Annotated in this window: 10 protein-coding genes; 6 read left to right on the top strand and 4 right to left on the bottom strand. The window is 58.0% G+C overall.

The features are described 5' to 3' along the window. Position 1: 1 nt before the first annotated feature. The 4 genes from JNB89_RS18925 to JNB89_RS31435 are packed head-to-tail and all read left to right on the top strand — an operon-like array spanning position 2 to position 5,458. A complete protein-coding gene (locus tag JNB89_RS18925; RefSeq protein WP_220363271.1) occupies positions 2-2,005 on the top strand; it encodes a hypothetical protein in 2,004 nt (667 codons plus the stop codon). A 59-nt stretch (positions 2,006-2,064) separates the two neighbouring features. Beyond that, positions 2,065-4,707: a DUF2726 domain-containing protein gene (locus JNB89_RS31385; protein WP_220363270.1), complete on the top strand. Its 2,643-nt coding sequence runs from the start codon at positions 2,065-2,067 to the stop codon at positions 4,705-4,707. 53 nt (positions 4,708-4,760) lie between these two features. Beyond that, positions 4,761-5,285, top strand: a complete 525-nt coding sequence (locus JNB89_RS18915) for a hypothetical protein (protein ID WP_220363269.1) — start codon at positions 4,761-4,763, stop codon at positions 5,283-5,285. Continuing rightward, the gene (locus JNB89_RS31435; RefSeq protein WP_220363268.1) at positions 5,252-5,458 is read left to right on the top strand and encodes a hypothetical protein; all 207 of its coding nucleotides are present in this window, start codon (positions 5,252-5,254) and stop codon (positions 5,456-5,458) included. The genes JNB89_RS18915 and JNB89_RS31435 overlap by 34 nt, the downstream gene beginning before the upstream one ends. A 226-nt stretch (positions 5,459-5,684) precedes the next feature. On the opposite strand, the gene JNB89_RS18905 is transcribed toward JNB89_RS31435, so the two are convergent. Both JNB89_RS18905 and JNB89_RS18900 read right to left on the bottom strand, forming a co-directional pair. Beyond that, on the bottom strand, positions 5,685-7,976 hold the full coding sequence (locus JNB89_RS18905) for a hypothetical protein (RefSeq protein WP_220363267.1): 2,292 nt from the start codon (positions 7,974-7,976) through the stop codon (positions 5,685-5,687). Positions 7,977-7,988: 12 nt separating this feature from the next. Further along, complete coding sequence (locus tag JNB89_RS18900) at positions 7,989-9,275, bottom strand: hypothetical protein (protein WP_220363266.1); 1,287 nt, start codon at positions 9,273-9,275, stop codon at positions 7,989-7,991. A gap of 429 nt (positions 9,276-9,704) precedes the next feature. On the opposite strand from JNB89_RS18900, the gene JNB89_RS18895 reads away from it, so the two are divergent. Continuing rightward, positions 9,705-11,081, top strand: a complete 1,377-nt coding sequence (locus tag JNB89_RS18895) for an SIR2 family protein (protein ID WP_220363265.1) — start codon at positions 9,705-9,707, stop codon at positions 11,079-11,081. Between the two features lie 163 nt (positions 11,082-11,244). After that, on the top strand, positions 11,245-11,448 hold the full coding sequence (locus JNB89_RS18890; RefSeq protein ID WP_220363264.1) for a hypothetical protein: 204 nt from the start codon (positions 11,245-11,247) through the stop codon (positions 11,446-11,448). A 157-nt stretch (positions 11,449-11,605) separates the two neighbouring features. Here the strand turns inward: JNB89_RS18890 and JNB89_RS18885 are convergent, their stop codons facing one another. Further along, complete coding sequence (locus JNB89_RS18885; RefSeq protein WP_220363263.1) at positions 11,606-12,217, bottom strand: hypothetical protein; 612 nt, start codon at positions 12,215-12,217, stop codon at positions 11,606-11,608. A 128-nt stretch (positions 12,218-12,345) separates the two neighbouring features. Beyond that, on the bottom strand, positions 12,346-12,546 hold the full coding sequence (locus JNB89_RS31380) for a BPSL0761 family protein (protein WP_346656216.1): 201 nt from the start codon (positions 12,544-12,546) through the stop codon (positions 12,346-12,348). Positions 12,547-13,168 lie beyond the last annotated feature (622 nt).

Here is a 13,168-nt window from a genome sequence, read left to right as displayed (position 1 = left end):
CATGCATGACGACGAATTCGCCAAAGTATTGTCCGGCCAGAACCTGCCCAGTTCATCTGAACTAGGCGGGCTGTTAGTCGTGCTGAAGCGAGCTTCGGAGTTCACTACGAACATCTATGCGGAGCGGCTGGCTGAAGTGTTGATGCGCGAGGGAGCAAGTGCGCGGGAAGAGTACCTCGAGTTCGCGACGAGTGTGCTACGTACCAATCCATATCCGCCTGTGGTCGCAGCGGTTGGGCAGAAGCTGTCAGTCTCGGAGCTTTCGAGAGATGAAGCGCGTTCGGCCCAGTGCGTTCTGCTGGCGAGAGCGCGCGATACGGCTACTCCCTTGGCCATCGAGATGGCGTCGGAATGCTTGGCGGGAGCATTCTTGCTCGCCGCAGAGAAGAAGGCGCCAAGGTCAACTTTCATTGCTGCTCTTGAGGAATTCGGGCCAGGCGACAACGCATTGCTCGTGCGACGAGTTGCATTGCTTGCCGGGTTGGCGTGGTGTTGGGGCGGCTCTGAAGACGCTGAGGAAAGTCTCCGGCGCTTGGCCAAAGATGCAGACGCAGGAGAGCAAGCCGCGTTCGAGCTTGGAATGATTGAGATTGACCGTGCATTGTGCAGTCAAGACAAGGAGTCGCTATTCGCGCGATTGAGCGAAGCTGCAGCTTGGTTTGAGAAAGCGGAGCACATCGAACCGGAGATGCTCGAGGCGACAGCTTTTCGCGCCACGCTGGGCGCATTGATGCTGTTCTGCGACGGTGAGCCGGCGGAAAAGGTCGAACAGCTCGTCGAACAAGCGTGCGAGGCCGCGAGTGAACGTTTCCATTATCTCGACACCTCGTCTATGCGTGAATGGTTAAGACCTCGGCTGGACGTGCAGACAGCCTGGTACGAGCTGTCGTGCGCACTGAAGGGGCTGAGTCAGCACATGTCGGAACGGAGCTGGTTGCGCGCACTGCCTGTCCTCCAGCAAGTTGCAAATCTCCGGAGCACATTGCTCAGGCTTGCAACGGATTCTGGAGACGCATTGCGGCATACCATCACGGACCGCTTGGCATCAGGATTCGTAGCGCGCGAAGGTCTGTGCGCTCATCTGCAAGATTGGGCAAAAGAAGCTGACATTGACGAGACCAGTCGAGGCCATGCGCTCGCGTTGCTAGCGGCGGTCGATAGGATGAGGGCCGACCTGGGAAAAGCGGGGCCGCTGGTGAGCGACGATGGTCTCGCCAGCGGCGATAGACCAGACGATGAGATTCGCGCACGTGCCGGCGTACTGCTCACCGCACAGACGGCGTCCCCGCTCTCTGCGCAGCAGGAAAAGTGCTTCGTGCAAATCACATCGGCGCTCCAATCGCACGACGACTACTCTGGGAGCATTCGTCGAGATGTCGACGTCTTCATTATCTTCCTTCTCCGCTTCCTTTCACATTGCCTTGATGTTGGCTTTGAAATGGGAAAGACGTCGTTTTCATTCCTGTTTCACCATGCGGGTGCCAAGCCACTAGAACAGCAGTTGCAGGAAGCGATGTTCACTTGGCTGCATCTCGTGGCTTGGGGTTTCAAGAATCACCAAGTCCGGCGTGAGGTGCCAGATGTCGCTTCGGGGCGAGCCGATTTGGCTATCACGACCGAAGCTTGGACAATGTATGCGGAACTGAAGCGGGAGTCGACCGACGCATCACGAGCAGGCCTCACGAAGTACCTTGGACAAGCCTCGACCTACCAGCTGACCGGGCCACGCATCGGCTTTCTGGTCGTATTGGACCTCTGCACACAGAAGGATTGGACTTTAGCGCTCGAAGACAACTGCTGGGTCGAGTCCGTGCAAACGGCGCAAGACTCAAGTCCGCGAATGGTCGTCGTTTTTCGCATCCCGGGTATGCGCCCAGTACCGTCCGCCGTTGTCACGCCCTCGAGCAGTACCCGAACGAAGCGTGGTGGCAGGGAGTCAAAGCCAAAGACAGCGAAGCCGAAAGCCTCGAAGCTTGGAGAGATGGCTGAGTTCAGCGCGCTATGATTAGCGCGTAGGTGACAAGGTCATTGGCTTTGTCTGTCGTCCCCCTAGCGGAGTACGCAGTGACTCGCCACAAGAAGAAACGTACGGCGCCTCAACCTCTCAAACCCGCCAGGCCGGTAAACGAGCGGGGCGCGACAAGCGAAACCTCGATTACCGTCGACGAGTTCACCCGGGAAGCAGAACTGCTGCGCAGTGAGGGCAACTGGGCGGGGTTGCTCGAGCTGGGGGCGATGCCGATTTCAGCCTTTGCTGGGCAAGACCAGGAGCATGCGCATGTCCCGCTGCTTCTTTGCAAACTGCGCGGGCTGACCCAGCAGAAGGAATGGTATTCGGTCAGTCGCGACGTTTCGCCGGCCGAGTTGCTCGCGATACTGGAAGAACTGCGGCGACGCGTGCCGGACTTCCACCTGAAGCCTGAATTCGAGTTCTACTATAGTCTCGACCCTTATGAGGTAAAGGGATTGAGTCGGGCGCTGGATGTCACGGTGCAGGCCTTTGCACGGCACCCGAGTGCAACCTTGCTGCGGCATCTGCGGCGAGTGGTGTTTCGCCTGCACGCAATGCAGGGCGATGACTGGGAGCAGGACTACACCGAAGAAGAGCAGGTCGCGCTTGACGGGTTGCCGCCTTTGCTGCCGATTTTTCAAGACGCCTGTCGCGTTCTTGAACAAGCTGGCACGTCCGAGGAGGTTTTGCTTGCACGGATATTCCGACTCGACGCGACGTCGCTGGATGTGGCGCCCGATGAAGTCGAAGCCCTTGTCGCTGAAATCCGTGCGCTTCCGACGCCGGAAATTGCCCGCCTCGATGCGCTGCACATGGATTCCGACCCAAGCGGCGCGCTCACGGCGCTCGCGTGGGCCTTTCTGGTTGACGTGGCTCATACCGGACGGGACGGCTGGGGCGGGTTGGATGCCCGCTATCCGGATAGATTGGGCTTCGGCCTGTGTGACGGCTTGAAACTGTTGGTCAAGGCTGCCATTTCCACTGGGGAGGAAGCTGACCGGTTGTTGATTGCGGGCGTGACGAGGCTCTGTGCACAACCGGATGACGTCCGGGACGAAAGCGTTCCCCCGTACTTGTACCTCTCGGGCGACGCCACCGAAGTGCTCGAGTGTGGCTTCAGCCTCCCGTCGATTCCCGACTTTGTTCTCCGGCTAATCGAGCACGCCCCTGCTACATTGCAACGCGGCGACGCGCTCTTGACGCTGTATCACGTACTGGTGGCGAATAATCAGTACTCGCTCATTGGCGAATATGCAGACACCACCGTCGCGCTGCCCGAGCTGGACTGGTTGGCAGAGCAGTCGTCGTCCTTTGCCTGCTTGCTGGCCAGCGTCGCGCCGAGTGACGGCCAGCGCGCGTTTTTCGCCGTCCAGTCGTTGCGTCGGTATATCGAGCGCGGTGAAGCCTATCCGAGGCCTCCGATGCTTGACTGGAAAACCACCGAACGCGAGCTGTCGGTCGACGAGCCTTCCGCCCGCCGGATTCTCGCGGAGATGGAACGCGTGCTTGAATTGCGCGCGCTGATGGATGACAGTCACCGCAAGCGCTGGCACGACCTCGTGGCACCGGTGCTTGCCGCGGCGGCCGAAGCCTACGCGGACCTCGGTGCCTCGCCTGCGTACCAAGTGGCCCAGGCGTTGCGCGATGACCTGCTCGATACGGCTCCTCTGGTGCTGGCCCAGCTCGAATACAAGGTGGGCGACACCGCCCAGGCCTTCGTGTCGTATGGCAACTGTTTTGGCGGCCCGAATCAGGCAACCGCTACTTCCGCCATGCAGGCGTTGATACAACAGGCGACGACGTCTGAGTCGTTGCGCCACTTCCAGTCAGTGCTCACGGAAGGGCCTTGGGCGAGCACATATGCGGCCGCAACGGCACCGCTCGTGCAGAGCGTTCGCAAGCGGTTGAGCGAATGCGAGAAGCAGGAGCAATTCGAAAAAACGGCGCTGGCGCGCTGGCCGGCGCTGAGCCCCCAAGCCCGCAAAGTCCTCGCCGTGCTCGATACGGTCAACAGCTTTGCGAACTTCGAGGAGTTGGGTACCTATGCGGGTATGACCGGGGAATGGGCGGACCGTCACTACCGCCGGCTGCTTGCCGAAGGCATGATATTCGAGACTGACAACCACTACCGCCTCAATCCGCATATCCGGCCGCTCGTTGCGCAGGAATCTCGGCACACTGTCATTTCGAAAATTATCCGCTCGGGTGGGACCAGCGCGGCCGTCAAGCAGGTGTTCAACAGCGAACGCGAGCACACCATCTATCGGGCCATGGTGCAACTGTGCCCCAACCATCTGGTGTTCCCGAACTGCTCGCTGCAGAGCATTTTCAGCTACGAGCGGGTGAAGGGGATGGTCACCGCCGAGGAATTCTCGTACTACCTGATGGCCAGCGTCGACCTGGTTGTGGTGTCGACCGCCACCTACCTGCCGCTGCTTGCTATTGAAGTGGACAGCATCTATCACGACACCGAGAAGCAGCTCGAGCGCGATGGCAAGAAGGACCGCATCTTTGAAGCGGGCGGAGTACCGCTCATGCGCCTTAGGCCAGTGGGCAGCCCGTCGTCCGACACCATTCGCAGCCAGGTGGCCGAACACATGGAGGAGTTGGTGCGAAGCGTCCGGCAGGATATGCCCGGCTACCGGCAGGCCGTTGCGTTGCTGGAAGACCTGGCAGGCCTGGGGATTGGCGGTTAGCCGCCCGCGATAGGCGCCGACGTGCAGCAGCGAATCGACACGGAGAATGCACAATGCGGGAAAACAGACCGAAGATTCTCGTCTACAAAAGAACGCATACGGGCGACCCCAACGAAAGCGGCCTCTTTGGATGCAATGATTGCATGGGGCAGGTACGGAACTGGAGTTTCGACCATGTAATCGGTATTGGAGGAACGAGCCCCTGGCGCGGCGACGAAGGAATAGCGAAGAAAGTGAATTGGATTGGGATGGGCAGGAAAGCGTACGACGTCACTCCCAACGGGCATGCAATATGGGCCTTTGAGCATTTCATTCTGCTCAACGAGAACGGGCCATTGCTTCAGTCGGACTACCCACTGCTTTACGAGCATATGCTGGAAACAAATCGACGCGTCATCAAATCCGACAGCGTGTTCGAAGATATGTTTGCGGAATTAATGACTATCTTGCATCTTGCGAGCGGTGCTCCACCATCGCCGGTGCTTGGTAAGGGAAAAATCGCGATGAAGCAATCTCATTGCCCTCCCCAGCTTCCCTTAACAAAATGCCAGAAACCAAAATTCTGTTCCTACGGGTAGGAATCGACCGTGGCTGCGATGGTCGGCTATCTCCCATCGAAGCCGGCGGCAGATTTGAATACATGCCTATTCCGGAGGGGGGCGCCGGTACACAACGCCCTGAGATACGCCGACATTCCGTCGCGCCGGGGCGGCACTTTCGCGCAAGTTATAGGCATGGATGCACCGGTTGACGCGCCCAATCCGACGAGTGGACAAAGAGTCGCAGCCCAGGACAGCTAAGGCCGCCTACCTTCAGTCGGACATAGCAGAGGGGAGGCCGGGCCGTTGCACCGCGGCCCACGTGTAGCAAGCATCTGACTCTGACCCGATGTGACGCGCACCTGAGGGATTGGGTTTGGGAACCCAAGTGGGGGCTGCATCGACTGCGCGGGCATAGTGATATCTACCTGCGTGTGTTTATGGAGAAAGCGGTCGCGCCAAGACGGCCAGCCAGCCGGCGAGGCTCGAGCATGCGTGTTCAATTTGGGGAAGGTCGTCTCGATGCAAAGTTAGCTTTTTGAGCCGGAGAGCGAGAATGAACTCGGGCGCTGCGCTACCCGCTGGCGATTTGTGCAGCCCGATGAATTTGGCAATCAGACGTGCCATATCACGACTGGCTGCTCTATCAGCTGCGTAATCCAATTCTGACGGGTAGGCGGCACGCAACAATGCGGACTGAATGGCCCCATCGTTGAAACGAGTGAATGTTCCCGGCTCAATCAGTGTTTGCTGAAACACACCGCTCCGAAGCGATGTTTCCGGGTCGCCCGAGCGGGCACGCCGCGAAGCCTCAAGAAATGTGGCGACTGTAAGCAGAACGCCCGCACCAAAGTTGCTTCCTTCCTGCGGATGGTCAACCTCCCACAGTAAAAAGCCGGCCGAAAGCGGCTGCGGTTCCCCACCCGCTGATGGCATGAATGCCAATTCGTCCGACAGTCCGTTTGGCGCGCGCATCGCCTCTATGCGCTCGAGCAATCGCGGAGGGACATCAACATTCTCGGATTCGCAGGACTCGATGAATTCGTCAAGCAGTGCGGCCTCCTTGTCCCACTTGATGGCCTTGTCAATACGACCAACCGGCAAGGTGAAGCCGTGCTTAAACCGGTAAGCGCTGTCGGCAGAATTAGACCCTATGTCGCTGGCAAGCTCCTTCAGCCTGGCGTCGGACTCTGGCAGTACAGCTAGGGCGATATATAGCCGGGGTCCGGAACGCTGTACGATGCGGAGCATGGCACTTATCTGCTTGAAGACGAAACCATCGGAGACGATGGGGCTTGCGACAATCGCTGCCGCATTTCCCAGGAACGCGCGGAGGTCTTCGTCAGGGTTCTCCAATTTCATGTGGTCGACAACCCGAGTGTCAGTTCCCGGCGCACGCTCTTTCAACAATTCATCAATGCGCTTCGCTAAACGCTCATTGTGACGTTCCCCGCTCCCCAAGTCCTCTGGGTAGATGATGACAGTCGGTCCGGGCGCTGCATAGTTGCATATCCATTCTCGGAGTTTGCAACTGCCGTCGGCGCCCGGTGCTGCGTAGCGAGCAATCAATGCGGGAATGTTCAGTGATAACGACCACCATTTGCTACCAACAGCCTTTCGACGTCCGGCCAGTACGATGTGGGCGTCCGCGAGTTCAGCCAGGGTGCGCTTGTCCTTCTGAGCAAGCGACTTATGGGCCATGCGGACCACCTTTGGTCTGTTGTTGTGGCTCAGAAATCGCTCACCAATTACTCGAACGCTCTCCGCCCCGGCAGGCAAGCTTTTGACGTCCGGCTGAAAATCTGCGCGGAGGCCGTCAAGCGCGGGCTCACCAACGAGTTGTCGCGGTACACGGAACAGACAGGTCGACTGAGATTCGTCGGCGATACACTCGTCAACTTGACCATCGGATTGCAAACCTATGAGGGTGACGACTGGAACCTTCTTCGATAGACCGAGCTTCGTTCGTACCTTTGTTTCGAGCCCGCCCGAAGTCGACGCCGAGATGAGAACGAATGCCGCATCTGGGAGTGGTTCCCATTCGGCTAGCCCTTCGTATCCGTGAAAGCTTTCGATTGAATATCTTCGGACGCCAGTCGCCGTTGTGCAATGCAGCTGCGTAAGCATTTGCGCCACGGGCCAAATCGCCATCGAATCGATGAAGATGCGGAGGGTGGGTGAAGACTGCTCCTGCTCGCAGAAGCTAGAAAACTTCGGCAGAATGGCCATCGAAAGCAGTTCAATTTCGCTCGTACCGCTTAGCAAGGACTCTGCGCGCAGGAAGTGGCTTGCATAGCGCTCGGATTGTTTAGCGAAGAAGAACCCCGGCGGCGCCGCGACCACAACATCTCCACGTTGGCTTGCTTGCCTCATAAACTCTTCGGTTGCGCAAGCAAAGCATGAAGTTAGGTCGAGTCCATCGCCCGTATCGTCTTCTCCTGCTTCGACAATGCGCCCTGAGCAATCGAATCCAGCGATTGTTAGCTTTCCTTTGGCGAGAATGTCGGTATGGCCCGTTGCGGTTTTGTCCTTGACGGCCTTCCAAAGGGATTGTGCATGAGCACGCGGCGCGACCAGCAACGTGCGAGGAAGCACGACGTTCGACTTGGACCAATCGCTGAACTTCGAACTTATTTCTGGCCAATTAGCCAGCTCTTGGCCAAGAAAGATGAGAACGCAATGCCGAAAAGCGCCCGCATAGCGCGCGCCAGAAAATGGAAAAATCAGCATCGTCGTTCCCCTTCAGGCCGGCAAGAGGATTGAGAAAGATGTGCCCTCGACGGCGCCGAGGGCTTCCTCAGTCCATGGCCGGAGGAAGAACAGCATTTTGCCGTCCTCCAAAAAGACGTGCGTCTTGTCTTCAAGCTGGAGATACGGCAACGAGATGTCCTTTTTTTCGGAAGTTAGCCTTCGCTCGATGTCTGAAATTGCTGAGCGCGTGCCGAACAGGAAGGAAAGTCTGCCAGTGCGCAAGCGCATGAAGCCGTTGCGCTTGCGCAGCAAGCGGGCAACGGCGAAGAGACCTACTCCGCGATTCGTGTCGCCTGACGATGTTGCCCACTTGCGAAAGCAGGCGACGACGGCTTCTTCTTCCTCTGAGATGGGCAGCTCTCGAACGTCGGAAACCTCCCGTCTATCTTTTGCTCCGCTAGATAGCCAGCGGCGGGCGAGGCCGGGCCCTGAGTCAACAATCGAAAGCTCGACAAATGACAGTACGCGAAGGTCCTGCTTCCTGTCGCTACCTATGGCCGGGTGACGAACCGAGTCTTCGGCGAGGCTTTGGTGCAGGTAATTTCTGACATGAGTGTTGTCGCCGGAGAACCGCTCAACGCCGTCATCGTCAATGTCAACGTGGCGAAATGTGATTGCTCGGATGCCCTTCGAATAAAACACGCCACGTTCGTCAGTCCGCGCCCACCAGTCGGAGTTCTCGACAAGTTCGCGAGTGAGCTGAGTTGCCGCCTCAGAGATGTCTAGAAGCTTTCTTGCGGACCAGTCCTGTGCGATATGAGCGAGCGCAGCCTGGACGACAACACGAACCTCACCGAACTGCCGAAGCTTTCGGTCGCCATCGCTGCCTTCGTACAGTGGACGGATGAATTCTCGCGGTGAGCCTTGCACGCAGAGCAAGTTGACACCCCCGCTCGAAGGATGCGTCCGCGGGAAATCGAACTCGTCCATCGCATCGAGATAGCTGCTGTAGACCTTCCCTTCGGAGCGTCCCATCCGCTGCCCATTGGTGTCGAGCAGTAGCTTTGCCATAACCCACGCGGCGAGTGCATATGGCCTTCCCAGGAGTTTTTCCAGGCCAGCTTTGAAGCCCGGTGCTTTGCAGTCGATGTCATCGAAGGTGGCTTTGCTGCCTGCACTTCTTCTCGCCCAAGTGATGACCAACTGCAGTAGGCCGGCGTCGGCAAAGAAGGACATGAAGGCGGCGGGTGCGGGTACTCGCAGTTCGTCCGCGTCCGGGCCGGCCAACTTCCGTAGGGCTGCTTCTATGTTTTCAACGGTTGCTTCAGGAATTTCCATTTCAACCGCTCTCGCTCGTTGGACTGCGATGCGCTGTGCAAAGACCTCACCCGTCCAGGGTGACGCCACGATTGACTCAAGGTGCTACAGATTCGACGAGCGCCATTGCAAGTCGCCATTCTGGCATGTATTTTTACGTCGCCTAACATGCGCGTCCCTCGGGACTTTCGCCACGTTTCCTTACCGGACCCAAATGAAGGGCGTGGGGCGAGAAAACACGCTGCGACTGCGGCTAGATTTCTGCATTGCGGATTGCCCTAATTTACCGTATGTTGTAATTTCTTTCTGGCGGCAAGTCAAATCGACACAACATGCTGACAGCTTAAGCGCGTGAGAACGAATACGGGGTTAGGGGAGGCGTCTCAATGCGGCCTCCAGAGAACGAAAAAGGAAGCGCACGTCCAGCGTGTCGTATTCTGAGAGACCACCATGCCGATGGATTACGGGCGGTATCAGGAAGAAGTAAGGACAGACATTGCGAACGTGCTGAAGCTTGCGGGCTGTCAGCCAATACTGTTTGTCGGGTCTGGGTTTTCACGGCGATACGCCGACGCACCGAACTGGGACGAGCTGCTGAAGAAGCTGGCCGAGAACTGCCCGAGAATTGACCATCCTTACGCTTACTACAAGCAGAAATTTCAGGACCAACCGCGTATCGCGAGCATGTTCGCGGAGGCATATCGAGACTGGGCGTGGGACAAGGGACGCGGGAGCTTCCCTCCTGAATATTTCAACGAGTCGTTCCCGACGGAAGTGTTCTTGAAGCATGCGACAGCGGCTATGCTTCACAACCTCAAACCGGTGCACGCGAGCCTCAAGGCGGAGCTCAAGGCGCTGCAGGCGATTAATCCGCACGCTATCGTTACGACCAACTACGACGAGTTGCTGGAACCGCTGTTTCCACAGTACGAGGCGGTCGTCGGCCAGACGATTCTGAAGCAGCCGTATCTTTCCATCGGCGAAATCTTCAAGATTCATGGCTCGGTCGCGGACCCGCTTTCGCTTGTGCTAACGCACGAGGATTACGAAGCCTTCGAAACGGACAAGAAATACCTGAGCGCGAAGCTGCTGACCTACTTCGCGGAGCATCCGCTGCTGTTTATTGGCTACGGCGCGAGCGACCCTAATATCCGCAGCGTGCTCTACGACGTTGACCGGATGATTCGCGCGGATTTCGCACTCATCCCGAACATCTACATTCTCGAGTGGGACCCCGCGATTGACGAAAACTCCTACCCTGCGCGAGACAGGGTGCTCGCGGTCGGCGAGAACCGGGAGATTCGGATTAAGAGCATCTCCGCGTCGTCGTTCGAGTGGGTCTACGAGGCGTTCAGCAGCGGTGGCGCGCTCGAGAAGGTGAACATGAAGCTGCTGCGGTCACTGCTCGCACGCACGATTGACCTAGTCCGCAAGGACGTGCCGACCAAGAAGGTAGAAATCGATTTCCAGACGCTCGAGCACAAGCTCCAGGAGGGCGAGGGTGTCGCAACGCTGCTCGGCATTACGGCAATCGGAGACCCGGCGAAGGTCAACCTGCATTTTCCGTTTACCCTGACTGAAGTTGCGGAGCAACTCGGTTTTCAAGGCTGGAATGCTGCGCATCGCCTTATAGCGCTGGTAGAGGAACAGACAGGCTTCGACCTGAAGTCTTCCGACAACACGTATCACATCACGATGCGTACTGGAAAATCAAGCAGCACAAACAAGTATTCGCAGGCGTGTGTCGACTTGTTAAGAGCAGTGCTAAACGGAGAGCCATATAAGCTGGCAGAAGATTGCGTCGTGGCGGTACAGAAGGTGGCATAGTCGGCTGGTGCCAGCGTACCGGTGAGAGCCGACGGGCTCTGTGAGCGTGACTCCAGAGCGCTAATCCGGGTCGTTGGCGGCTCGTGCACGTTGCTCCGCACGAGGTCAGGGTTGTGGATGTTGTAGAGCGGTTCTCATGTTCAACACCATAAGGAGCACCACCATGAAGCAACCAGGACTCGATGGCCGTCATCGCGACAGGGACGGGAAGATTGACTTAAAGCATGGCAACACGATGAACAAGAACTTGCCTAATCCCATCCAGGGCTTTGGGCCGAATACCACGCTGAAGGCGATGCGCGACAAGACCGGCAAGGTGAGCGAAAAGGACATCAGGGCGGTTATGGCGAAGAAGCGCGGCAAATGATAGAGCACGTCAAGTGACGGCGGCCTTACGCGTCGCTTGTAATGACTTGCGCTTAGTGCCGTCGACCACATGGCCGCGCCGCGACCTGATGTTGCATGGCGTGCAGACTACACGCGGACGCAATTCAATTGAGGTATGTGTGGTCGTGATGGAGGGGTCAATTCCGAGAAGTAGACCGCGGCAGCGATTTGCGGAATTTTCTTTCGGACCGCGTCCTGCCTGCAAGTCCCTCCTCGAGCGCCTTCTCTGTATCATCCAACATGACCGCTTGGCTGTCCGCTGCGTGACCGCGGTCAATGCTACTGTCTCGGGTCATCACGCGAAGTATTGAGGAATTCGCATGAGCGAGATGCTCCATTTGCACGTTGTAGCCATAAAGCTGATGAAGTCCCAGTGCTATGGCACACGACCGCGAGTAGCCGCCCTCGCAGTGAACGACAATCGCGGTGATTTCCTCGGGCAGGGATGCGACGAATGAGCGAGTCATCTCGGCGTGCTCGCGGGTGAATGCTTGAGTGAGCTTCTTTGTTGCCTTTCTGGATAGGTCAGGTTTCAGGAAGTCCACGTCAGCGAAGCTCAGGCGTAGCACGTGGTTGAAGCCGTCGAGATTCGCTGTCGAGCGTTCCGGAGCGGTGATTGAGATGATGGCCACCGACGGCAGGCGGGGCAGTTTTTCAGCTTCGCTTCGCGATACTGCGAAGACCTGACGTGCGTGGTCAACTGGCGACCGATACAGCTGACTAACTATGTCCTGAAGGCGTTGCGTCATACACTTCCCGGTAAGTTGAATCTATGCAATGCGTAGGCGTCGGAGCAGTTAGCGCACCGGACACTGCTGCACCATCCAGGTTCTCGAGCGACCACAGCCTCCTTCGAGAGTCCTGTCGCACATGCGGGCTACCGCCGAGGAGCAGCCCAGATTCCCGGCAAGGCCGCGGCTGATATCTCGAGGTCGATGTCCAGCGGATAGTGTCGGAGAAGTAACAGCGCGGCGTTGTGAACTGCATCGCGCGTGGGGGTACTGGCGGGGGAGCCAAGCAGTTGCAAAAGCTTGCGTGTTTCGATAACGGCTTTCGTGCGCTCATACGCTGTGGTCATGGGGATTGCTCATATACGTTGCCAACGCAATCGGTCGCTTCGACCAGCAGTTTTTGCTGGTCTACGCGTGTGATTCTGCGGGGCTGAGGTCGGCGGTTGGGACGATGCACCCGTTGCAATAGACGCGATGCCAATAGCCCTTCCGGAGTTCGCCTGGCTTGCCGCAGCTCTCGCATACGTGCCGGGCGCCTGCAACTGCGATTTGCACTTGCGCTTGGATGCGCGATTCCACATCCGGGGGACACAGCTGTCCACTGAGTAGAACTACCGTAAGCTCGCCGCCGACTTGTGTGATGTCGGTGCAAAGGGGAAGCATGGGATAGGTGGCCCGGCCGTGCTGGAGTGCCCTCTCCATCTGGGCGATTTGCTCCGGAAACTGGAGTTGCTCCCGCCACAAGGCGCGAAGCTCCGCCTCAATGTCGCGTGCTAGCGCTTCAATGATTGGATACCAGCCAACGCCGCACTGAATGCCGAAGTGCGAGATGTTCGCCAAGTTGTTAGCGCCGATGTGAAACTGACCCACCCGCCGAAGTAAACCTGACCCACCTGGGAGACGATGGCGGCTTTTTGCCGCCGATGCTGACTCAGGAGCAAGCAGTGGAAATCAAGGTATTGGCAAGAC

The organism is Paraburkholderia phenoliruptrix (assembly GCF_019511605.1).
GTDB classification, from domain to species: Bacteria; Pseudomonadota; Gammaproteobacteria; order Burkholderiales; family Burkholderiaceae; genus Paraburkholderia; species Paraburkholderia phenoliruptrix_A.
This window is presented reverse-complemented; position numbering and strand designations above follow the sequence as displayed.